This is a genomic window from Streptomyces dysideae, assembly GCF_001514305.1.
GTDB lineage: Bacteria > Actinomycetota > Actinomycetes > Streptomycetales > Streptomycetaceae > Streptomyces > Streptomyces dysideae.
The window spans coordinates 703,598-724,541 of sequence record NZ_KQ949075.1 but is presented as its reverse complement, the minus strand read 5'-3'; the positions used below and the strand labels follow the sequence as shown (position 1 = coordinate 724,541).

20 protein-coding genes are annotated in these 20,944 nt (G+C 71.2%); 8 read left to right on the top strand and 12 right to left on the bottom strand.

Annotated elements, in window-relative coordinates; genetic code table 11:
* Positions 1 to 19: 19 nt before the first annotated feature.
* The 4 genes from AQJ91_RS03280 to AQJ91_RS03265 all read right to left on the bottom strand — a co-directional run bounded on the left by AQJ91_RS03280 (position 20) and on the right by AQJ91_RS03265 (position 2,679).
* Positions 20 to 259 carry a chaplin gene (locus tag AQJ91_RS03280; protein WP_067015949.1) on the bottom strand — a complete coding sequence of 80 codons (240 nt, stop codon included), beginning with the start codon at positions 257 to 259 and terminating at the stop codon, positions 20 to 22.
* 190 nt (positions 260 to 449) lie between these two features.
* Positions 450 to 698: a chaplin ChpE gene (gene chpE / locus AQJ91_RS03275; protein WP_067015946.1), complete on the bottom strand. Its 249-nt coding sequence runs from the start codon at positions 696 to 698 to the stop codon at positions 450 to 452.
* Between the two features lie 168 nt (positions 699 to 866).
* Entirely contained in the window at positions 867 to 1,508 is a 642-nt protein-coding gene (locus AQJ91_RS03270; RefSeq protein WP_067015943.1) for a response regulator, read from the bottom strand.
* A complete protein-coding gene (locus tag AQJ91_RS03265; protein WP_067015940.1) occupies positions 1,501 to 2,679 on the bottom strand; it encodes a GAF domain-containing sensor histidine kinase in 1,179 nt (392 codons plus the stop codon). The genes AQJ91_RS03270 and AQJ91_RS03265 overlap by 8 nt, the downstream gene beginning before the upstream one ends.
* A gap of 185 nt (positions 2,680 to 2,864) precedes the next feature.
* Here AQJ91_RS03265 and AQJ91_RS03260 point away from each other — a divergent pair, with 185 nt between their 5' ends.
* The 3 genes from AQJ91_RS03260 (at position 2,865) to AQJ91_RS03250 (ending at position 5,715) form a co-directional block, all read left to right on the top strand.
* Positions 2,865 to 3,563 (top strand): SDR family NAD(P)-dependent oxidoreductase, encoded by a 699-nt coding sequence (locus AQJ91_RS03260; protein ID WP_067015937.1) that lies wholly within the window; start codon positions 2,865 to 2,867, stop codon positions 3,561 to 3,563.
* Between the two features lie 8 nt (positions 3,564 to 3,571).
* Positions 3,572 to 4,693: an S-adenosylmethionine:tRNA ribosyltransferase-isomerase gene (locus tag AQJ91_RS03255; protein ID WP_067016142.1), complete on the top strand. Its 1,122-nt coding sequence runs from the start codon at positions 3,572 to 3,574 to the stop codon at positions 4,691 to 4,693.
* A gap of 299 nt (positions 4,694 to 4,992) precedes the next feature.
* Positions 4,993 to 5,715 (top strand): transglycosylase SLT domain-containing protein, encoded by a 723-nt coding sequence (locus AQJ91_RS03250; RefSeq protein ID WP_067015934.1) that lies wholly within the window; start codon positions 4,993 to 4,995, stop codon positions 5,713 to 5,715.
* Positions 5,716 to 5,801: 86 nt separating this feature from the next.
* On the opposite strand, the gene AQJ91_RS03245 is transcribed toward AQJ91_RS03250, so the two are convergent.
* Positions 5,802 to 8,324 carry an ABC transporter ATP-binding protein/permease gene (locus tag AQJ91_RS03245; protein ID WP_067015931.1) on the bottom strand — a complete coding sequence of 841 codons (2,523 nt, stop codon included), beginning with the start codon at positions 8,322 to 8,324 and terminating at the stop codon, positions 5,802 to 5,804.
* A 240-nt stretch (positions 8,325 to 8,564) separates the two neighbouring features.
* Between AQJ91_RS03245 and AQJ91_RS51785 the strand changes: the two genes are divergently transcribed.
* Entirely contained in the window at positions 8,565 to 11,054 is a 2,490-nt protein-coding gene (locus AQJ91_RS51785) for a streptophobe family protein (protein WP_234381786.1), read from the top strand.
* Between the two features lie 154 nt (positions 11,055 to 11,208).
* Positions 11,209 to 12,417: a phosphoserine phosphatase SerB gene (gene serB, locus AQJ91_RS03235; protein ID WP_067015928.1), complete on the top strand. Its 1,209-nt coding sequence runs from the start codon at positions 11,209 to 11,211 to the stop codon at positions 12,415 to 12,417.
* 150 nt (positions 12,418 to 12,567) lie between these two features.
* Here serB and AQJ91_RS03230 read toward each other — a convergent pair whose 3' ends face one another.
* The 4 genes from AQJ91_RS03230 to AQJ91_RS03220 all read right to left on the bottom strand — a co-directional run bounded on the left by AQJ91_RS03230 (position 12,568) and on the right by AQJ91_RS03220 (position 14,998).
* Positions 12,568 to 13,086, bottom strand: a complete 519-nt coding sequence (locus tag AQJ91_RS03230) for a SixA phosphatase family protein (protein WP_067016139.1) — start codon at positions 13,084 to 13,086, stop codon at positions 12,568 to 12,570.
* Between the two features lie 65 nt (positions 13,087 to 13,151).
* Positions 13,152 to 13,358, bottom strand: coding sequence for a hypothetical protein (locus AQJ91_RS03225; RefSeq protein ID WP_067015925.1), 207 nt, complete (start codon positions 13,356 to 13,358; stop codon positions 13,152 to 13,154).
* A gap of 157 nt (positions 13,359 to 13,515) precedes the next feature.
* Positions 13,516 to 13,632, bottom strand: coding sequence for an SGM_5486 family transporter-associated protein (locus AQJ91_RS57275; RefSeq protein ID WP_107082878.1), 117 nt, complete (start codon positions 13,630 to 13,632; stop codon positions 13,516 to 13,518).
* Positions 13,633 to 13,681: 49 nt separating this feature from the next.
* Positions 13,682 to 14,998: a CynX/NimT family MFS transporter gene (locus AQJ91_RS03220; protein ID WP_067015922.1), complete on the bottom strand. Its 1,317-nt coding sequence runs from the start codon at positions 14,996 to 14,998 to the stop codon at positions 13,682 to 13,684.
* A gap of 70 nt (positions 14,999 to 15,068) precedes the next feature.
* On the opposite strand from AQJ91_RS03220, the gene AQJ91_RS03215 reads away from it, so the two are divergent.
* The gene (locus AQJ91_RS03215; protein ID WP_067015919.1) at positions 15,069 to 15,758 is read left to right on the top strand and encodes a FadR/GntR family transcriptional regulator; all 690 of its coding nucleotides are present in this window, start codon (positions 15,069 to 15,071) and stop codon (positions 15,756 to 15,758) included.
* Here AQJ91_RS03215 and AQJ91_RS03210 read toward each other — a convergent pair.
* The 3 genes from AQJ91_RS03210 to fabG form a co-directional block, all read right to left on the bottom strand.
* The gene (locus AQJ91_RS03210; RefSeq protein ID WP_067015916.1) at positions 15,739 to 16,104 is read right to left on the bottom strand and encodes a hypothetical protein; all 366 of its coding nucleotides are present in this window, start codon (positions 16,102 to 16,104) and stop codon (positions 15,739 to 15,741) included. The two genes, AQJ91_RS03215 and AQJ91_RS03210, sit on opposite strands and share 20 nt — an antisense overlap.
* A gap of 174 nt (positions 16,105 to 16,278) precedes the next feature.
* Positions 16,279 to 17,046, bottom strand: a complete 768-nt coding sequence (fabI, locus tag AQJ91_RS03205) for an enoyl-ACP reductase FabI (protein ID WP_067015913.1) — start codon at positions 17,044 to 17,046, stop codon at positions 16,279 to 16,281.
* A gap of 5 nt (positions 17,047 to 17,051) precedes the next feature.
* Positions 17,052 to 17,756, bottom strand: a complete 705-nt coding sequence (gene fabG / locus AQJ91_RS03200; RefSeq protein WP_067015910.1) for a 3-oxoacyl-[acyl-carrier-protein] reductase — start codon at positions 17,754 to 17,756, stop codon at positions 17,052 to 17,054.
* A gap of 240 nt (positions 17,757 to 17,996) precedes the next feature.
* On the opposite strand from fabG, the gene AQJ91_RS03195 reads away from it, so the two are divergent.
* Together AQJ91_RS03195 and AQJ91_RS03190 are read left to right on the top strand one after the other, a co-directional pair.
* Positions 17,997 to 19,520: a TldD/PmbA family protein gene (locus AQJ91_RS03195; protein ID WP_067015909.1), complete on the top strand. Its 1,524-nt coding sequence runs from the start codon at positions 17,997 to 17,999 to the stop codon at positions 19,518 to 19,520.
* The gene (locus AQJ91_RS03190) at positions 19,517 to 20,911 is read left to right on the top strand and encodes a metallopeptidase TldD-related protein (protein WP_067015908.1); all 1,395 of its coding nucleotides are present in this window, start codon (positions 19,517 to 19,519) and stop codon (positions 20,909 to 20,911) included. Before AQJ91_RS03195 ends, AQJ91_RS03190 begins: the two co-directional genes overlap by 4 nt.
* Positions 20,912 to 20,944 lie beyond the last annotated feature (33 nt).

Sequence of the window (20,944 nt, the reverse complement as noted above, 5' to 3'; positions counted from 1 at the left end):
CCTCTTCGGTCGGCCGGTGTCAGTCGTTCGTGCCCCCGTTGCCGAAGGCCGGGTTCAGGGCCGCGATGCCGTTGACCGTGTTGCCGACCACGTTGACGGGGACGTGGGTCGGGACCTGGACGAGGTTGCCCGAGCCGACGCCCGGCGACGTCACGGCCGCGCCGTCGGCACCCGCGTCGGCGACAGCGGCGCCGGCGGACGCACCAGTGGCGATACCGACGACTGTGAGGGCCACGGCGGCCTTCTTGGCAATGTTCATGAGAAGCGTTCCTCCTGCGTTTCCATGTCCGACCCGGCCCGTGGGTCGTGCGCTGATCAACGCCGGAGGGAACGGGAACGGTGCGGGAAATTGTGTTCAATTGCCCGTTCGGTCCATTGGGCCTACAGACTGACCGGCCTCCCGGGAGCGCCCGGGAGGCCGGAGGTCACTGCTCGCTCAGCGGCGGACGTCAGTGGTTGACGCCGAGGTTGCCGAAGGCGGGGTTCAGCACGCCGACGACGTTCACGCTGTTGCCGACCGCGTTCACCGGGATGTGGACCGGGGCCTGGACGAGGTTGCCCGAGGCGACGCCGGGCGAGCCCACGGCCTGGCCGCCGGCGTGCGCGCCGCCGTCGGTGGCGGAGGCCATCCCGGCACCGGCGGCGATCAGCCCGCCGGCCACCATCGTCACGGCCGCTGCCTTCTTCAGGTTCTTCACTTCTAAGCCCTCCTAGCGATTGCCGCGGCAGTCGCCGCAGCATGCACTGAAGAACGCCGGAGATCCACGAAGGATGCGCCATCCGGGCGACATTCCCACGACGGTATGAATCTCAGCCCGGAGCGGAACTCTCCGTATTGCCGTCGGTCACGTCCTCCGCAGAGCGTTTCAGCCGGTCACGCCATGGCGTACGGCCCACAGCGCCGCCTGGGTGCGGTCCGCGAGGTCGAGCTTCATCAGGATGTTCGAGACATGCGTCTTGACGGTCTTCTCGGAGAGCACCAGGGCCCGGGCGATCTCGCGGTTGGAGCGGCCGTCCGCTATCAGGCCCAGCACCTCGCGCTCCCGCTCCGTGAGCGAACCGGCCCTCCCCTGGCCCGAGTTGGCCTCCTCCTGGGAGAGCAGAGCGCCGGCGACCTCCGGCTGGAGCAGGATGTGGCCCGCGTGGACGGAGCGGATGGCCCCGGCGAGGGCGTCGGGGTCCACGTCCTTGTAGACGTAACCCGCGGCGCCCGCGCGCAGGGCCGGGACCACCGTGCGCTGCTCGGTGAAGCTGGTGACGATCAGCACGCGCGCGGGGTTGTCGAGTTCGCGGAGCTTGCGCAGGGCGTCGACGCCGTCCATGCCCGGCATCTTGACGTCCATGAGGACGACGTCGGGCTTCAGTTCCTCGGCGCGGGCGACTCCCTCGGCGCCGTCGGCGGCCTCACCGACGACCTCGATGTCGTCCTGCACCTCCAGGAAGGTGCGCAGGCCGCGGCGGACCACCTGGTGGTCGTCGACGAGCAGCACCTTGATTGGGTCACCCACCGGGGACCTCCATCTCGATCGTGGTGCCCTTGCCGGGCGCCGATTCCACGGTCAGCGAGCCACCGACCCCGCTCGCCCGGTCCCGCATGGAGACCAGGCCGAGGTGGCGTCCGGCGCGGCGTATCCCCTGGGGGTCGAAGCCGCCGCCGTCGTCGGTGACCCGCAGGACGGCTCCGCTGCCGCGCCGGTCCAGGGTGACGTCGACATGCTCGGCTCCGGAGTGCCGCAGGGCGTTGTGCAGGGCCTCCTGGGCGACCCTGAGCAGGGCCTCCTCCTGGGCGGCGGGCAAGGCGCGGACGCCCCGGCCGGCGAAGGTCACGCGCGCGCTGTGGGCGCGGTCCATGACCTGGATCTGGGTACGGAGGGTCGCGGCCAGACCGTCCTCGTCCAGTGCCGCGGGCCTCAACTCGACGACGGCCGCGCGCAGTTCGTCGGCGGCCTCGGCGGCGAGGGCGGCCACCTGCTGCAGCTCGCCCTTGGCGCGGGACGGGTCGCGGTCCACGAGGGTGGCGGCGGCCTGGGCGGTCAGGCGCAGCGAGAACAGCTTCTGGCTGACCGCGTCGTGCAGTTCATGCGCGAGGCGGGAGCGCTCCTCGGCGATGGTCAGTTCGCGGCTGCGCTCGTAGAGCCGTGCGTTGGTGAGGGCGATCGCGGCGTGCTGGGCGAGGATCGACAGCAGTTCCTCGTCCTCCTCGGTGAAGCCGCAGCTGCCCTCTGGCTCGGGGCACGGGAGGTGTGGGGGGTTTCCCCCCACAGGGCGCAGCTTGTTGGCCAGGAACAGCGCGGCGATGACCTCGTCGCCGTCGCGGACCGGCAGGCCCAGGAAGTCGGACAGCTCGGGGTGGGCGGACGGCCAGCCCTCGAAGCGGGGGTCCTTGCGGACATCGGCAAGGCGCTCCGCCTTGGCCTCCTGGAGCATCGAGGCGAGGATGCCGTGCTGCCGCGGGAGGGGGCCGATGGCCCGCCACTGCTGCTCGCTGACGCCGTCGACGACGAACTGGGCGAAGCCGCCGTGGTCGTCCGGCACGCCGAGCGCGGCGTACTGCGCGTCGAGCAGCTCACGGGCCGAGGCGACGATCGTCTTGAGGACGTCGCGCACCTCGAGGTGCCTGCTCATGGCCAGCAGCGCGGAGCTCACCGCGGCGAGGCCGGACCTGGGGCCTTGACTCATGCCCTCACGGTACCGGCGGGGTGTGACAGCGCGGATCGGACCTGTGACGGCCCCGCCTAGGCCGGTGGGACCAGGGCGAAGGACCCCGACGGTTTGCGGCCCGCGTCCGAGGCGGTGCGGGCGGGCCGGTTCCTACGTTGGGGACACGCCGATGGGACGGCGTCGATGACGAGGGGACGGGTGTCATGCCGGTAGCGATCATCACGGGGGCTTCCAGGGGGCTGGGGCGGGCGCTCGCCGAGGCGCTGGCCGCGCGCGGCTGGGATCTGGTGCTCGACGCCAGGGGTGCGCAAGCCCTCGCGGAGACGGCGAAGGCGGTGTCCGGGTACGGAACACGTGTGGAGGCCGCGCCCGGGGACGTCACGGACACCGCGCACCGGGCCGGTCTGGTGGCCGCCGCCCGGAAGCTGGGCGGTCTCGACCTGCTGGTGAACAACGCGGGGATCCTCGGCGCGGAGCCCCTGGTGCCGCTCGGCAGTCATGCGCTGGACGGCTTCCGGGCGGCGCTGGAGACCAATGTGGTGGCGCCGCTGGGGCTGCTGCAGGAGGCGCTGCCCCTGCTGCGTGCGGCGCCGGCCGGTGCGGTGGTCAACCTGAGTTCGGACGCGGCCGTGGAGGCGTATCGGACCTGGGGTGGGTACGGAGCGACCAAGGCGGCCCTGGACCAGCTGTCGGCGGTCCTGGCGGTCGAGGAGCCGGGGCTGCGGATCTGGTGGATCGATCCGGGCGGGATACGTACGGACATGCTGGCCGCCGCCGAGCCGGACGAGGACCTGTCGGGGACGCCGACGCCCGAGGAGATCGCGCCGGCCTTTCTGCGGCTGCTCGACAAGCGTCCGGCGAGCAGCCGGTACACCGCGGCCGCGCTGCTGGAGTCACGGTGACCGTCGCGATGGGGGTCCCCTCGCTCGATCCCGTTCGAGAGTGGAGGAGGGTGCCCGAGGAGCTGTCCGCCCGGGTGCCGGTCGAGCAGCGGGCGCCGGGGCTGGACCGGGACGCCGTACGGCTGCTCGTGTCGCGCGGGACCGCGGTGTCGCACCACGCCTTCGTGGAGCTGCCGCGGCTGCTGCGGGCCGGGGACCTGCTCGTAGTCAACACGTCCCGGACGCTGGCCGCCGCGGTCGACGGTCGGGTCGGGCACGTGCGCGTGGTGGTGCACTTCTCCTCGCTCGGGGACGACGGGCGGTGGGCGGTCGAGCTGCGGGATCCGGACGGGAAGGGCACCACGCGTACGCGTGCGGGCGGACCGGCGGGAGCGCAGGTGCGCCTGCCGGGCGGGCTCGCGCTGACGCTGGAGGAGCCTCTGAGCGCCAGGAGCGCGCGGTTGTGGTGGGCGCGGTTCCCAGGGCCGGAGGGGGCGGCGGCGGTTCTGGGGCTGCTGCGGGAGTACGGGCGGCCGATTCGTTACTCCTATACGGAGCGGGACCAGCCGTTGTCCGCGTACCAGACGGTGTTCGCGCTGCCGTCGGCCGACGGGGCGGGCAGTGCGGAGATGCCGAGTGCGGCGCGGCCCTTCACGGCGCGGATGGTGGCGGAGCTGGTGAGCCGGGGCATGCAGTTCGCGCCGGTCACGCTGCACACCGGGGTGGCCTCGGCGGAGGCGCACGAGCCGCCGTATCCGGAGCGGTTCGCGGTGCCCGAGGCGTCGGCGCGGCTGATCAACGCGGTGCGGGCGGGAGACGGCCGGGTCGTCGCCGTGGGGACGACAGCCGTGCGGGCGGTGGAGTCGGCGGTCGGCGCCGACGGGGTCGTACGCGCGCGTGCGGGGTGGACGGATCTGGTCGTCACCCCGGAGCGCGGGGTGCGGGTGGTGGACGGGCTGCTGACCGGGCTGCACGAGCCGGAGGCCTCGCATCTGCTGATGCTGGAGGCGGTCGCGGGGCGGGCGGCGGTCGACCGCGGGTACGAGGAGGCGCTGGGCGGGCTCTACCTGTGGCACGAGTTCGGGGATGTCCATCTCGTCCTGCCGGCGGAGAGCCCTCACACAGAGCATTGCGTCAGCAACTGCTGGTGAGACTGATACCCGGCCGATGTGAGCCCCCACATAGGGCGCAGATCACGTACTAGGGACAATAGGAGATAAAGGTGCCCCGCATGAGCGGGAGAGACCTTCTAGTCTGTCCCGTTTTGCCCTTCCCCGATCCACTATCCGGCTTCGTAGGTCACACCTTTGCCTGGCCATTTTGCGGCCGCTAAGAATGGCTCTCGTCGCTCAGCGCCGCGGGTTCCGCCCGCGGCGTTTGTGCCGGAAGCACCCGTGTCCCCCACCGGACAGCGAGCGACCTCCGCGCTATTCGAAGAGGCCTACCCGCCATGCTCAAGAACACCACCAGCCGCGATCGCAGTCGTACGCTGATCAAGCGCCACAAGATCGCGATCGCCGGTGTCGCCGCCCTCGGTGCCGCCGCCCTCGCCTTCTCCGCGGTTCCGGGCAACGCGACCACGACCGCGTCCGAGGCCGTCGCGGCTCCGGTGGCGTTCAGCTCCGAGCAGTTCAAGACCGCCCAGGCCGGCGTCGCCGACCAGTTCGCCGAGGCCAGTCTGCAGGCCAAGGCCGCCGAGGCGAAGAAGAAGGCCGCGGACGAGGCCGCCAAGAAGAAGGCCGCCGCCGAGGCCGCGGCGAAGAAGAAGGCGGAGGCGGAGCGCAAGGCGAAGGAGGCCGCGAGCCGGTCCGCCAAGCGCGCCGCGGTCAAGCCCGTCGCCGCGAAGACCTACACCAACAACCTCGACGGCTGGATCAAGCACTCCCTCGACATCATGCGGGCCAAGGGCATCCCGGGCACCTACAACGGCCTGTACCGCAACATCATGCGGGAGTCGTCGGGCAACCCGAACGCCATCAACAACTGGGACATCAACGCCCAGAACGGCGTCCCGTCCCAGGGCCTGCTGCAGGTGATCCCGCCGACCTTCCAGGCGTACCACGTCTCGGGCACGTCCTGGAACATCACGGACCCGGTCGCCAACATCACCGCCGCCGCCAACTACGCGGCCGACAGGTACGGCTCGATCGACAACGTGTTCGGCGCGTACTGAGGCCGGCGCGGGCCTCTGACCGCGTACGCCGAAGGGCGGCACCCCACCTGACGGGGGTGCCGCCCTTCGGCGTCGTACGACCGCGGTTACTTGCGCATGACCTCGGGCTCGTGGCGGCGCAGGAAGCGGGCCACGAAGATGCCGCAGATCACGCCGAGGGCGATCAGGGCGGCCATGTCCATGCTCCAGGCGCCGATGGTGTGCTCCCAGAGCGGGTCGGCGCTCTCGCCCTTGCCGGGCGGGCTGATCTTGTTGAAGTCCAGCGTGGCGCCCGCGGCGCCCACCGCCCAGCGGGACGGCATCAGGTACGAGAACTGGTTGACGCCGATCGAGCCGTTCAGGGCGAACAGGCAGCCGGTGAACACGACCTGGATGATCGCGAACATGACCAGCAGCGGCATGGTCTTCTCGGCCGTCTTCACCAGCGCCGAGATGATCAGGCCGAACATCATCGAGGTGAAGCCCAGCGCCATGATCGGCAGGGAGAGCTCCAGCAGCGGCAGGCTCTTGAGGACCAGGCCCTCCTCCGGGATCTCCCGGCTGGCGAAGCCGATGACGCCGACCATCAGGCCCTGCAGCACGGTGACCACACCGAGCACGAACACCTTGGACATCAGGTACGCCGAGCGGGACAGGCCGGTCGCGCGCTCCCGCTCGTAGATGACCCGTTCCTTGATCAGCTCACGGACGGAGTTCGCGGCGCCGGCGAAGCAGGCGCCGACCGCGAGGATCAGCAGGACCGTGGTGGCGGTGCCGTTCGGGATGGGCTGGCCGGTCTGCGGGCTGACCGCGTTGGGCAGCAGGTCCTTGCCCGCGTCGATGAGCAGGCTCACCGAGCCCAGGACCGCCGGCAGGATCACCGTCAGCGCCAGGAAGCCCTTGTCGGAGGCGATCACCGAGACGTAGCGGCGCACCAGCGTGCCGAACTGGGACATCCAGCCCTGCGGCTTCGGCGGGCGCATCGCCTGCGGCGGAGGCATGTGTACGGACTGCGGGGCAACGGCGTCGATGTCCGCGGCGTACATCTGGTAGTGCTGCGAGCCCTTCCAGCGGCCCGCCCAGTCGTAGTCGCGGTAGTTCTCGAAGGCGGAGAAGACGTCGGCCCAGGTGTCGTAGCCGAAGAAGTTCAGCGCCTCCCCCGGCGGGCCGAAGTAGGCGACCGCACCGCCCGGCGCCATCACCAGGAGCTTGTCGCAGATCGCCAGCTCGGCCACCGAGTGGGTGACGACGAGGACCGTACGGCCGTCGTCGGCCAGGCCGCGCAGCAGCTGCATGACGTCGCGGTCCATGCCCGGGTCGAGGCCGGAGGTCGGCTCGTCCAGGAAGATCAGCGACGGCTTGGTGAGCAGCTCCAGGGCCACGGAGACGCGCTTGCGCTGGCCACCGGAGAGGGAGGTGACCTTCTTCTCCTTGTGGATGTCCAGCTTGAGCTCGCGCAGCACCTCGTCGATGCGGGCGTCGCGCTCGGCTGCCGTGGTGTCGGACGGGAAGCGGAGCTTGGCCGCGTACTTGAGGGCCTTCTTGACGGTCAGTTCCTTGTGCAGGATGTCGTCCTGCGGGACCAGACCGATGCGCTGGCGTAGCTCGGCGAACTGCTTGTAGAGGTTCCGGTTGTCGTAGAGGACGTCGCCCTGGTTGGCGGGGCGGTAGCCGGTGAGCGCCTTGAGCAGGGTCGACTTGCCGGAGCCGGACGGGCCGATGACCGCGATCAGCGACTTCTCCGGTACGCCGAAGGAGACGTCCTTGAGGATCTGCTTGCCGCCGTCGACCGTGACGGTCAGATGGCGGGCGGAGAAGGAGACCTCACCGGTGTCGACGAACTCCTCGAGCCGGTCGCCGACGATCCGGAACGTGGAGTGACCCACACCGACGATGTCGGCTGGCCCCAGTAGCTGCGAGCCGCCCTTGGCGATCGGCTGGCCGTTGACGTACGTGCCGTTGTGCGAGCCCAGGTCGCGGATCTCCATGCGGCCGTCGGGCGTCGCGTGGAACTCGGCGTGGTTCCGGGAGACCTGCAGGTCGGAGACGACCAGGTCGTTCTCCAGGGCGCGGCCGATGCGCATGACGCGGCCGAGCGCGAACTGGTGGAACGTGGTCGGACTGCGGTCGCCGTAGACCGGCGGCGCCCCCGCGCCACCACCGGGGCCCTGCTGCGGCGGGATGTGCGCGCCAGCCTGCTGGGGCGCGGCCTGCTGCGGCTGCTGCCAGCCGGCCTGCGGGGCCTGCTGCTGCGGCGGCGCCTGCTGGGCCCAGCCGGGGTTCGCGCCCTGCGCGGCGTACGGCTGCTGCTGGGGCTGTGCCTGCGCAGCGGCCGCCGCGGCGCCGGAGACGTTGACACGCGGTCCGTCGGTCGCGTTGCCCAGGTGCACGGCCGAACCGGGGCCGATCTCCAGCTGATGGATCCGCTGCCCCTGCACGAACGTGCCGTTGGTGCTGCCGTGGTCCTCGATGACCCAACTGCGGCCGCTCCAGCTGACCGTGGCGTGACGCCAGGACACCCTGGCGTCGTCGAGCACTATGTCACCCTGCGGATCACGTCCGAGGGTGTATGGCCTGGACGCATCGAGCGTCCAGGTCCGTCCATTCAATTCCAGTACGAGTTCCGGCACTCCATGCCCCACTGAGTAGTCCCCCGAGTTGTCCCCATCGCAGGGAGTCTAGGGATGTCGAACATCGTCGGGAACTATTTCAGGCTCGCCCCCCTGACCGAAAGTTGGGCCTTGTAAGGACCACGCGCGTACGCATCGTCCGGTTCCGTTGACGGGGTTGAAACCGACCCGGAGAGTGGTAATCCACGCGAGGGGGACATGCGCGGCAACCGCGCCACGCAGCGGATCGGGGGGTCTGCCATGAGCGCGTCCATGAGCGTCGAGACCGCGAGGCACGGCACGAGGCTGCCGTGGGGGGACGTCCTGCTGTCCGCGATCGCCTGCGTGAGCTGGGCGTTGATCGGGATGGCGGGCACGGCGGCACTGGGCCTGCATCTGCTGGAGGCGGACTCGACGGCCTCGCTCGGCCCGATGACTGCGGCACTTGTGGCTCTCGGGGCGGGTGGTTCCGTCACACCGTCCGGCGACGTGTCCGCGTTCGGGCTGACGGGTGCGGAGGCGACGACCGCCATCGAGATCACGCCACTCGGTGTGAGCCTGGTGGGTGCGCTGCTGCTGTCCTGGTTCTTCTTACGGTCCCTGCGGGCGGCGGGAGTTGTGATCGCGCCGTCCGAACTCCTCGCGCGCGCGGGTGCGGTGGTCGCGCTGTTCATGGCGATGCTGGGCGGGCTGGCCTGGGCGGGTCACGACGTGATCACGATCGACGGGAGCTCGCTGGGGCTCGACGACCTGCCCGGCGATGCCGGGGACGGCGGCCTCGAGATTCCCGGCGTGGGCGACGTCGGGGACATCGGGGGGCTGCTGCCCGACCAGATCGGCGACCTCGTCGACGCGCAGGCGGCGGTCGGCTTCACGGTCGACACGGCACCGACGATGCTGGGTGGCGTGGCCTGGTGCGCCGGGATCCTGCTGATCGCCCTGCTGGCCTCGCGCCGCACGCCGCTGCCGCCTGGCTGGGATGCCGTGCACCGCGTCGTACGGCCGGCCGTGTCCGCCCTCGTCACCGTGCTGCTGGTCGCGGTGGCGGCGGGGTTCGCTGCGGCGGCGTACGCGGCGATCGGCGACGACCATCCCAAGCGGATCGCGGGCGCGGCGCTGCTGGGCGCGCCGAACGGGACGTGGCTGGGCATCCCGATCGGCCTGTTCGTCCCGTTCGACGGCAGGGCGACGGGCCCGTTGGCCGGCCTCTTGCCGGATCCCCTGGACGACCTCCTGAGCTCCGAGTCCGACCAGTCCGTGACGCTGCCGAGGCTGGCGGAGCTGGACGGGCGGGTGTGGCTGCTGGGGGTGGCGGCGGCGTTGATGATGCTGCTGGCGGGGGTGTTGGTGGGGGTGCGGACGCCGGTGGGGGTTGTGGCGTCGGCTGCGGGAGTGCCTTCGGGGGCGTCAGGGACCGCGGGGGCTTCGGATGTTGGAGGTGTAGGGGCCTGGAGTTCCGGTGATGCGGGGGCCGATGGCGGCGGGGGTTCGGGTGCTGGGGGCGCGGGGGCCTGGGGTTCCGGTGGTGCGGCGGCCGGCGGCGCCGGGGCTTCGGGGTCTGGTGGCGTACGGGATCTTGGTGCCCTCGGCTTCGCGGGGCGCTGTTCGGTGCGACTGGGTGTCGCTACGGCGTTGGCCTTGCCGTTGCTCGCGTGGCTGACGGAGGTGTCCGTGGACGCCTCACTGTCGGTGCTGGGCTTCGACGCGTTCGGCGCCGGGATCGTTCTGCAGGGGAACCTCGGGATGGCGTTGCTCCTCGGTGCCGTGTGGGGCGGGGTTGCGGGCGCCGTAGGGGGGCTGCTCGCCCGCGCGAGCGGGGCTGCGGGTCAGCGGGCGGCGCCGTTGGCGCGGGGCGGGACGTCGGGTGTCAGGGCGTTGGCCGGAGGGCGCGGGCAGGCCGGGGGGCCCGGGTACGCCGAAGGCCAGGGACAGACCGAGAGGCCCGGATACGCCGAAGGCCAAGGACAAACCGAAGGACCCGGGTACACCGAAGGCCAAGGACAGACCGAGAGGCCCGGATACGCCGAGAGGCACAGGCAGACCGAAGGACCGGGGCAGGCCGGGAGCTCTGGGTACTCCAGCGAGCGTGGGCGGGCTGAAGACTCCGGGTATCCGGGGCAAGCGGGCGGGTCCGGGCCGTACGCGCCCGGTACGCCGTACCGGCCGCCCAACCCGGCCACCAATCCGTACCTGCGGTTGCCGGACGAGCCGCGGGAGCCGGAGGACGCCAGGCCCCCGGGCCCGCCTCCCGGAGGCGCGCGGCCGCCCGGGGCGACATCACCGCCGCCCCGAGGCGGCCGGCGGTTCGGCAGCGGTCGGCCGGGAGGGGGCTCGCAGGCCGCCCCCGGTCCACCCGCTCCCCCAGAGGGCCTCCAGGCGCCCGGCGCCCCTCAGCGACCCGGCAGCGGCCGTCGGCCCGCAGAACCGCCCCATCCCCGTCAGCCGCCCGCCACTCCGGCCCCTCCCTCAGGGAGCCTCCAGCCCTCCCCCACCCCTCAGCAACCCGACAGCGGTCGTCGGCCAGGAGACCCCCCTCCTCCCCCTGAGCCGCCTCCTGTCGCTGGTGACGACATGTACGGCGCGCCCACCGTCGTGCGGCCGCTCGGGCCGCCCCCACGGCCGCCGCGGCCTCCCGGGAAGCGGTCCTCGTCCTCGTCGGACGAGAGGCGGCCATCGCCGCCTCCGCCCCCTCCTCCGCCGCCTCCGCCGCCTCCGCCGCCTCCGCCTCGGGAGCCGAAGGGAGGGCGGTGAGTCGGCGGTGTCGGTCGTCTCGGTTCCTGCGGGGTGCGTGCTGGCGTGGCCTGAATGTCAGGGCCTCGTCACCTGCCGGACACCCAGTGTTCCGTGTCCGCCAGGCGGACCTCGGGCGCGGTAGGCACTGGGTGCCGGATACGGTGGGAGCACCATGAGCGCTTCGCAGACCTTCGACGTCCCCACTCTTCTCGTCAAGATCTTCGGGAAGGACAGGCCGGGCATCACGGCCGGCCTCTTCGACACCCTCGCCGCCTACTCCGTCGACGTGGTCGACATCGAGCAGGTCGTCACCCGTGGCCGGATCACACTGTGCGCGCTCGTGACCCAGCCGGCGACCGGACTCGAAGGGGATCTGCGGGCCACCGTCCACAGCTGGGCCGAGTCCATGAAGATGCAGGCGGAGATCATCTCGGGCCTCGGCGACAACCGGCCGCGCGGACTCGGCCGTTCCCTCGTCACCGTGCTCGGGCATCCGCTCACCGCGGGGTCGACAGCCGCCATCGCCGCCAGGATCACCAGGGCCGGCGGCAACATCGACCGTATCTTCAGGCTCGCCAAGTACCCGGTCACGGCCGTCGAGTTCGCGGTGTCCGGCGTGGAGACCGAGCCGCTGCGGACCGCTCTGGTGACCGACGCGGCGGCACTGGGTGTCGACGTCGCCGTGGTCGCCGCCGGACTGCACCGGCGCGCCCAGCGGCTCGTCGTCATGGACGTGGACTCGACTCTCATCCAGGACGAGGTGATCGAGCTCTTCGCCGCGCACGCCGGCTGCGAGGACAAGGTCGCCGAGGTGACGGCGGCCGCGATGCGCGGAGAGCTGGACTTCGAGCAGTCGCTGCACGCGCGTGTGGCGCTCCTGGCCGGCCTCGACGCCTCGGTCGTGGACAAGGTGCGCACGGAGGTGCGGCTGACGCCGGGCGCGCGCACGCTGATCCGTACGCTGAAGCGGCTCGGCTACCAAGTTGGCGTCGTGTCCGGTGGGTTCACCCAGGTCACGGACGACCTGAAGGAGCGTCTTGGGCTGGACTTCGCCCAGGCCAACACCCTCGAGATCGTCGACGGGAAGCTGACGGGCCGGGTCACCGGCGAGATCGTGGACCGCGCGGGCAAGGCGCGGCTGCTGCGCCGGTTCGCCGCGGAGGCGGGCGTACCGCTCGTGCAGACCGTGGCGATCGGGGACGGCGCCAACGACCTGGACATGCTCAACGCGGCCGGTCTCGGTGTCGCCTTCAACGCCAAGCCGGTGGTACGGGAGGCCGCGCACACCGCGGTGAACGTGCCGTTCCTGGACACCGTCCTGTATCTGCTGGGCGTCACCCGCGAAGAGGTCGAGGCCGCCGACATGCACGACGAGGACTGACAGTGAGGATGTGATGTGTCTTCTCCGCCGGGTCTGACTCACGGACTGACCGACGCCGACTGGCTGTCCTTTAGGGGATATGTCGGCCCCCCCACCGACATGACAGGACCCGGCACTGCGGCGGTGCCGGGCCCTGTCATGTCGGTGGGGTCACTCGGACGGCGCCCAGTAGTCGAGCAGCGTGGCCACGCTCGGCTCCAGGGCCTTCCAGGAGCCGCCGAACGACAGCACGGAGAAGGCGGCGGCCGGGAAGCCGCGGCGGCTCATCCGCTCGCGGGCGTCTTCCTCGGCCGATCCGGCCAGGATGTCCGCGAGGCCCTGCACACCGGGGTTGTGGCCGATCAGCAGGACGTTCTGCGCGTCGTCGGGGGTTTCGTTGAGCAGGGCGATCAGCTCGCCCGGCGAGGCCTCGTAGATCCGCTCCTCGTAGACGGTTTTCGGCCGGTGCGGGAACTCCTGGACGGCGAGCTTCCAGGTCTCGCGGGTCCGGACCGCCGTGGAGCACAGGGCCAGGTCGAAGGAGATGCCGGTGTCGGCCAGCTTGAGTCCGGCGACTGCGGCGTCCTTGCGGCCCCGCTCGGCGAGCGGCCGCTCGTGGTCGGTGACCTGTGGCCAGTCGGCTTTCGCATGCCGGAAGAGGACAATCCTGCGGGGTTCTGCGACGCTCATGGCACCCAGCTTCGCATGAAACACGCCATGGGGCGCAGGGAGTTGACCGGCGGCTCCGCGCGTGTTCAGCGGGCTATCAGCTGCTGGACACGCTCGACGAGCTGGGGGATCGCGGGGTCGGTGGCCGCCGCCTGCGCCTCGGACGGGTTGAGGATCAGCACCAGCAGGGTGATGAACGCGAGCGTGGGCAGGACGAGGGCCCACCAGGGCAGCCGGATGTCGGCACGGCCCATGGGCGCCGGGCGGGACCGGGTGTGCGTAGGGGCCGACATGGGTGCCTCCGCTGGTCTTCGAGGGGGTCCGTGTCCGCGTGTCGCGGCCACATCTCGAAGTTACGGAATGAGCGGCCCCCAACCCATCCGGTGATCCACCCAGTTGACCCTGACACTTACCCCCTAGGGGATGGTGGTGCTAGCCCCACCACGGGCGTCAGGGGGAGGCGATCGACGCGATGACGGCGATGATCACGAAGATGGCGAAGAACGAGCCGAAGACGAGCAGCATCTTCTTCTGGCCGTTCTGCGGGTTCGGGTCGAGCACTGGCATACGGCAAGTCTCGCACCCCTCCCCGGCGCCGGATCCCCCGGGGTGAGGCTCAGCGGGCCGCCTCGTCCTCCACCGTGCGGTTGCGGCCCGCCAGGACGCCCACCACCATCTGCGGGATCATCAGGCCGGCCATGAGCGCGATCGGCAGGCCCCAGCCGCCGCTGTGCTGGTAGAGCACGCCTACCAGGAGCGGGCCGGGGATGGAGATCAGATAGCCGGTGCTCTGCGCGAAGGCCGACAGCTGGGCGACGCCGGCGCCGGTCCTGGCCCGCATCCCGACCATGGTGAGAGCCAGCGGGAAGGCGCAGTTGGCGACGCCGAGCAGCACCGCCCAGGCCCAGGCGCCGTGCGCCGGCGCGAAGTACAGGCCGGCGTACCCGGCGAGCCCGCAGACGCCGATGGCGAGCACGATCGGGCCCTGGTGCGGCAGCCGGGTGGCCACCCGCGGGATGACGAAGGCCAGCGGCACGCCCATCACCATCGTGACGGCGAGCAGCAGTCCGGCCGTGCTCGCGGGCACGCCCGCGTCCCGGAAGATCTGCGCCATCCAGCCCATCGTGATGTAGGCGGCGGTGGCCTGGAGCCCGAAGAAGACGGCGAGCGCCCAGGCGGTACGGCTCCGGGTGATCCTCAGGGCGGGCGGCTGCTCCACGCGCGCGTGCACCGCCCGCCCGGTGCCCTCCTCGGCGGTTCCCTCGCTCCGCTTCCGTACGGACGGAAGCCACGGCAGTACGGCCGCCGCCGCCAGCCCCGCCCACACCGCGAGTCCGGTCTGCCAGCTCCCGCCGAGTGCGTCGGTCATCGGCACGGTGACCGCGGCCGCCGTCGCGGTGCCCAGAGCGAGGGCCATCGAGTACAGGCCGGTCATGGAGCCGACCCGGCCCGGGAACCAGCGCTTGACGATGACCGGCATCAGGACGTTGCTGACCGCGATGCCCATGAGCGCGAGGGCGCTGGCGGCCAGGAACCCGGCCGTACCGCCGGCGTACGGGCGGATGAGCAGGCCCGCGGTGATGGCGGTCATGCCGGCGCACACCACGGCGCCCGCCCCGAAGCGGCGGGCGAGCCGGGGGGCCATGACGCCGAACAGGGCGAAGCAGAGCGGGGGCACCGAGGTGAGCAGTCCGGCGACGCTGCCGCTCATGCCGAGCCCGTCGCGGACCTCTTCGAGGAGGGCACCGAGGCTGGTGATGGCGGGGCGGAGGTTCAGCGCGGACAGCACGATGCCGGCGACGACCAGGCGGGCTGTCCACGCGCGCGTGGCGGTACTCACCGCGGGTTCCGGGGATCGAGTCGGGGACGGGGACGTTCGTGCGGTCGTGGACTGCGTCGTCCGGGTTTCCTGGCGTGCCATGAGGCTCATCATAGAATCATAGGATGATTGGTTATCCACCGTCGCGGTGCTCGGGACCGGCCTCCCTGTGGGAAGGTGTGCCATGCCCCTGAGCCACCCCCGCCGCTCGGTGCTGTCCGAGCAGGTCATCGCCGCGCTGCGCACCCAGATCACCTCGGGCGAATGGCCGGTCGGCTCCCGGATCCCCACGGAGCCGGAGCTGGTCGAGCAGCTCGGTGTCGCCCGCAACACGGTCCGCGAGGCCGTCCGCGCGCTCGCGCACAACGGCCTGCTGGACATCCGCCAGGGCTCCGGCACCTACGTCGTCGCGACCAGTGAGCTGGCCGGTGTGATGCACCGCCGCTTCGCCGACGCCGCCCCTCGGCACATCGCCGAGCTGCGCTCCACGCTGGAGTCGTCCGCCGCGCAGCTGGCCGCGGAGCGGCGCACGGAGAAGGACCTCAAGCAGCTCGACGCGCTGCTGGCGCGGCGTGAGGAGGCCTGGGAGTCGGGCGACGCGGAGGCGTTCGTGACGGCGGACGCGACCTTCCACCTGGCGGTGGTGTCCGCGTCCCACAACGACGTGATGACCGCGATGTACGCGGACCTGGGCGAGGTGCTGCGGGACTGGCTGCGCGAGGACATCGGCGACGAGCTGACACCGGAGACGTACATGGACCACACGCGGCTCGTCGACGCGATCCGGGCGGGTGACGGGGCTGCGGCCGGCCGGGAGGCGGCGAGCTATCCGTTCCTGTGCCGTCCGGGGCGGTTCACCGCTTCTGGTGGCTGACCCACGCCGAGCGGACCTCCTTCCAGCAGCGCCCGGTGAGCCGTACGGTCGTCGCGGGCCCGTTGTCGACCGGGGCGCTGTCCGTGTCCAGGTCCCACCAGCGGTCGCACTCGATGTGCAGCCGTACGCGGTCGGTGCCGACCCAGGGGTTGTGGCAGTGGGCGACCACATGGGAGCCCCGGATCCGCGTCCGGCACTCGGCGCCGAACGGCTCCGGCGTGGCGGCCGCCACGCGTGCCTGCGGGGTCCGTGGCTCCACGCGCGCGTGCGGTACCGCGTCGTACGAGAGGGACGTCACGAGGGCGACGGCGACGGTCGCTGAGGCCAAGCTGCGGGGCAGGCGCACAAGGGGGACCTCCTCGGCCGGGCTGGGGAGGGAATGCGTAGTGAACGCGTAATCCAGAGTGCGCAATTGTGGTCCTGTTCCGCCCGGCCGGATAGGCCGAACGGGGGACACACCGAGGGCCCGCACCCGGGCGGGGTGCGGGCCCTCAGCGGCGGTCGGGCGTGAGCGGCAGCGTCACGCTCCGATGGCGTGCAGACCGCCGTCCACGTGGATGATCTCGCCGGTGGTCTTCGGGAACCAGTCGCTCAGCAGGGCGACGACACCGCGACCGGCCGGCTCGGGGTCCTTGAGGTCCCACTCCAGCGGGGAGCGGCTGTCCCACACGGAGGCCAGGTCGGCGAAGCCCGGGATGGACTTGGCGGCCATCGAGCCGATCGGGCCGGCGGAGATGAGGTTGCAGCGGATGTTCTGCTTGCCCAGGTCACGCGCCATGTAGCGGCTGGTGGCCTCCAGGGCGGCCTTGGCGGGGCCCATCCAGTCGTACTGCGGCCAGGCGTACTGCGCGTCGAAGGTGAGGCCGACGACGGAGCCGCCGTTCTGCATCAGCGGCAGGCAGGCCATGGTGAGCGACTTCAGGGAGTACGCCGAGACGTGCATGGCGGTGGCGACGGACTCGAACGGCGTGTTGAGGAAGTTGCCGCCGAGCGCGTCCTGCGGGGCGAAGCCGATGGAGTGGACGACGCCGTCGAGGCCGCCGAGCTCCTCGCCGACGATGTCGGCAAGACGGCCCAGGTGCTCCTCATTGGTCACGTCGAGCTCGATGACCTTGGTGGGCTTGGGCAGCTTCTTGGCGATGCGCTCGGTCAGCGTGGGCCGCGGGAACGCGGTCAGGATGATCTCCGCGCCCTGCTCCTGGGCCAGCTTCGCGGTGTGGAAGGCGATGGAGGACTCCATCAGCACACCGGTGATCAGGACGCGCTTGCCCTCGAGAATTCCGCTCATGGTGATCAGTGACCCATTCCCAGTCCGCCGTCTACGGGGATGACGGCTCCAGTGATGTACGAGGCGTCGTCCGAGGCGAGGAACCGCACCGTCGCGGCGATCTCCTCGGGCTGCGCGTAACGGCCGAGCGGCACCTGCTTCACGATGCCCTCGCGCTGCTCGTCGGTGAGCACCTTCGTCATGTCGGTGTCGACGAAGCCGGGCGCGACGACGTTGAAGGTGATGTTGCGCGAGCCCAGCTCACGGGCGAGGGACCGGGCGAATCCCACCAGGGCGGCCTTGGAGGCGGCGTAGTTCGCCTGGCCGGGGCCGCCGTACAGTCCGACGACCGACGAGATGAGGACGACACGGCCCTTCTTGGCGCGCAGCATGCCGCGGTTGGCGCGCTTCACGACCCGGAAGGTGCCGGTGAGGTTGGTGTCGACGACCGAGGTGAAGTCCTCCTCGGACATACGCATCAGGAGCTGGTCCTTGGTGATGCCGGCGTTGGCGATCAGCACCTCGACCGGGCCGTGTTCGGCCTCGATCTCCTTGTAGGCCTGCTCCACCTGCTCGGTGTCGGTGATGTCGCACTTGACGGCCAGGAAGCCGGCCGGCGGCTCACCCGAGCGGTACGTGATCGCGACCTTGTCGCCGGTGTCGGCGAAAGCGCGGGCGATGGCGAGGCCGATGCCCCGGTTGCCTCCGGTGACGAGAACCGAGCGGCTCAACGGATCACCCTTTCGATAGCGGTCTGACACACCTGCCCGAACACCTGGATGACAGGCGGCTTCCTCGAAAACCTATCGGTCCCGGCCCGCGTGCGGACAATCGGGCATCCACAGTGGCTTACGGGACTCACTGTCGGGTCCCTACAGAAAGATGCGGACTCCGGGCGGAAACGTGTGGTCCGCAGGGCCGCCCGCGCGACATGATCGGTACCGACAGGCCACGACAGCAGGGAGACCTCCGTGCCTCATACGATCGACGAAGCCTTTACGGCACTTCCCCTACGCGCCCTGGCCGATGCCGCGCTGGCACGCGCGCGTGCGCTGGGTGCCGAGCACGCGGACTTCCGGTTCGAGCGGGTGCGCAGCGCGTCCTGGCGGCTGCGGGACGCCAGGCTCGCCGGGTCGTCGGACACCACCGACCTCGGGTACGCGGTGCGGGTCGTGCACGGTGGTACCTGGGGGTTCGCGTCGGGCGTGGACCTGACGATGGACGCCGCTGCCAGGGTGGCGGCGCAGGCGGTGGCGATGGCGAAGCTCTCCGCCCAGGTGATCAAGGCGGCCGGTTCGGACGAGGTCGTGGAGCTGGCCGACGAGCCGGTGCATGCCGAGAAGACCTGGATCTCGTCGTACGAGATCGATCCGTTCACCGTGCCCGACGAGGAGAAGTCGGCGCTGCTGGCGGAGTGGAGCGCGCGGCTGCTGGCGGCCAACGGCGTCAACCACGTCGACGCCTCGCTGCTCACCGTGCACGAGAACAAGTTCTACGCCGACACCGCCGGGACCGTGACCACGCAGCAGCGCGTCCGGCTGCACCCGCAGCTGACCGCCGTGTCGGTGGACGAGTCGAGCGGGGAGTTCGACTCCATGCGCACCATCGCGCCGCCGGTCGGGCGCGGCTGGGAGTACCTCACGGGCACCGGCTGGGACTGGGACAGCGAGCTCGGGCGGATCCCCGAGCTGCTCGCCGAGAAGATGCGCGCGCCGAGCGTCGATCCCGGGCTCTACGACCTGGTCGTCGACCCGTCCAACCTGTGGCTGACCATCCACGAGTCCATCGGGCACGCCACCGAGCTGGACCGGGCGCTGGGCTACGAGGCCGCGTACGCCGGCACCTCCTTCGCCACCTTCGACCAGCTCGGCAAGCTGAAGTACGGCTCCGAGCTGATGAACGTCACCGGTGACCGCACCGCCGAGCACGGCCTGGCGACCATCGGGTACGACGACGAGGGCGTCGAGGGCCAGTCCTGGGACCTGGTGAAGGACGGCACGCTCGTCGGCTACCAGCTGGACCGGCGGATCGCGAAGCTGACCGGGTTCGAGCGGTCCAACGGGTGCGCGTACGCCGACTCCCCCGGCCATGTGCCGGTCCAGCGCATGGCCAACGTGTCACTGCGGCCGGATCCGGCCGGGATGGCGACGGACGATCTCATCGGGGGCGTCGACCGGGGCATCTACGTCGTCGGCGACCGGTCCTGGTCGATCGACATGCAGCGCTACAACTTCCAGTTCACCGGGCAGCGGTTCTTCAAGATCGAGAACGGCCGGATCACCGGCCAGCTGCGGGACGTCGCCTACCAGGCGACGACCACCGACTTCTGGGGCTCGATGGCCGCGGTGGGCGGTCCGCAGACGTATGTCCTGGGCGGCGCCTTCAACTGCGGTAAGGCCCAGCCGGGCCAGGTCGCGGCCGTCTCGCACGGCTGCCCGTCGGCCCTCTTCAAGGGCGTCAACATTCTGAACACCACGCAGGAGGCCGGTCGATGAGCGCTCGTACGAACAAGCCGCACGAGATCGTCGAGCGCGCCCTGGAGCTGTCGCGGGCGGACGGCTGCGTCGTGATCGCCGACGAGCAGTCCACCGCCAACCTGCGCTGGGCGGGCAACGCGCTCACCACGAACGGCGTCACGCGCGGGCGCACGCTCACCGTCATCGCGACCGTCGACGGCAAGGAGGGCACCGCCTCCGGGGTCGTCTCCCGGTCCGCAGTGACCCCCGAAGAGCTGGAGCCGCTGGTGCGGGCCGCCGAGGCCGCGGCCCGCGGTGCCGGGCCCGCCGAGGACGCGCAGCCGCTGGTGACGGACGTATCGGCGTCGCCGGACTTCACGGACGGGCCGGCCGAGACCTCCTCCGCCGTGTTCACCGACTTCGCGCCCGCGCTCGGCGAGTCCTTCGCACGCGCGCGTGCGGGCGGCCGCGAGCTGTATGGCTTCGCCAACCACGAGCTGGTCTCCTCCTACGTCGGCACGTCGACGGGCCTGCGGCTGCGGCACGACCAGCCCAACGGGACGCTGGAGCTGAACGCCAAGTCGCCGGACCGTACGCGCTCGGCGTGGGCGGGCCGCTCCACCCGGGACTTCAAGGACGTCGACCCGGCGGCGCTGGACGCCGAGCTCGCCGTACGGCTGGGCTGGGCCGAGCGGCGGATCGAGCTGCCCGCGGGCCGCTACGAGACGCTGCTGCCGCCGACCGCCGTCGCCGACCTGCTGATCTACCAGATGTGGTCGGCGTCGGGCCGGGACGCGGTCGAGGGCCGGACGGTGTTCTCCAAGCCGGGCGGCGGCACCCGCGTGGGCGAGAAGCTGAGCGAGCTGCCGCTGACCCTGCGCAGCGACCCGAACGAGCCGGGCCTGGAGTCCGCGCCGTTCGTGATCGCGCACTCCTCCGGCGGCGACCAGTCGGTGTTCGACAACGGGCTGCCGCTCACCGCCACCGACTGGATCCGCGAGGGCGAGCTGACCTACCTGACGACCACCCGGCACAGCTCCGGCCTGACCGGGCTGCCCGTCGCGCCGGCGATCGACAACCTGATCCTGGACGGCGGCGAGGACCGGTCCCTGGAGGAGATGGTCGCGAACACCGGGCGCGGGCTGCTGCTGACCTGCCTCTGGTATATCCGCGAGGTCGACCCGGCGACGCTGCTGCTCACCGGCCTGACCCGGGACGGCGTCTACCTCGTGGAGAACGGCGAGGTGAGCGGCGAGGTCAACAACTTCCGCTTCAACGAGTCCCCGGTCGACCTGCTGGGCCGGGCCACCGAGGCCGGGCGCACGCAAAAGACGCTGCCCCGGGAGTGGGGCGACTGGTTCACCAGGGCTGCGATGCCCGCGCTGAGGGTGCCCGACTTCAATATGAGCTCTGTCAGCCAGGGCGTATAACCTCGTACCTGATTACGAGCCCACCCGAGGAGA

What these genes read in the sequence shown, in the direction of transcription:
- AQJ91_RS03280 (WP_067015949.1), bottom strand. Translation starts at nt 259, where the DNA reads ATGAACATTGCCAAGAAGGCCGCCGTGGCCCTCACAGTCGTCGGTATC.
- AQJ91_RS03265 (WP_067015940.1), bottom strand. Translation starts at nt 2,679, where the DNA reads ATGAGTCAAGGCCCCAGGTCCGGCCTCGCCGCGGTGAGCTCCGCGCTG.
- AQJ91_RS03260 (WP_067015937.1), top strand. Translation starts at nt 2,865, where the DNA reads ATGCCGGTAGCGATCATCACGGGGGCTTCCAGGGGGCTGGGGCGGGCG.
- AQJ91_RS03255 (WP_067016142.1), top strand. Translation starts at nt 3,572, where the DNA reads ATGGGGGTCCCCTCGCTCGATCCCGTTCGAGAGTGGAGGAGGGTGCCC.
- AQJ91_RS03250 (WP_067015934.1), top strand. Translation starts at nt 4,993, where the DNA reads ATGCTCAAGAACACCACCAGCCGCGATCGCAGTCGTACGCTGATCAAG.
- AQJ91_RS51785 (WP_234381786.1), top strand. Translation starts at nt 8,565, where the DNA reads ATGAGCGCGTCCATGAGCGTCGAGACCGCGAGGCACGGCACGAGGCTG.
- serB (WP_067015928.1), top strand. Translation starts at nt 11,209, where the DNA reads ATGAGCGCTTCGCAGACCTTCGACGTCCCCACTCTTCTCGTCAAGATC.
- AQJ91_RS03230 (WP_067016139.1), bottom strand. Translation starts at nt 13,086, where the DNA reads ATGAGCGTCGCAGAACCCCGCAGGATTGTCCTCTTCCGGCATGCGAAA.
- AQJ91_RS03225 (WP_067015925.1), bottom strand. Translation starts at nt 13,358, where the DNA reads ATGTCGGCCCCTACGCACACCCGGTCCCGCCCGGCGCCCATGGGCCGT.
- AQJ91_RS57275 (WP_107082878.1), bottom strand. Translation starts at nt 13,632, where the DNA reads ATGCCAGTGCTCGACCCGAACCCGCAGAACGGCCAGAAGAAGATGCTG.
- AQJ91_RS03220 (WP_067015922.1), bottom strand. Translation starts at nt 14,998, where the DNA reads ATGATGAGCCTCATGGCACGCCAGGAAACCCGGACGACGCAGTCCACG.
- AQJ91_RS03215 (WP_067015919.1), top strand. Translation starts at nt 15,069, where the DNA reads ATGCCCCTGAGCCACCCCCGCCGCTCGGTGCTGTCCGAGCAGGTCATC.
- fabI (WP_067015913.1), bottom strand. Translation starts at nt 17,046, where the DNA reads ATGAGCGGAATTCTCGAGGGCAAGCGCGTCCTGATCACCGGTGTGCTG.
- AQJ91_RS03190 (WP_067015908.1), top strand. Translation starts at nt 19,517, where the DNA reads ATGAGCGCTCGTACGAACAAGCCGCACGAGATCGTCGAGCGCGCCCTG.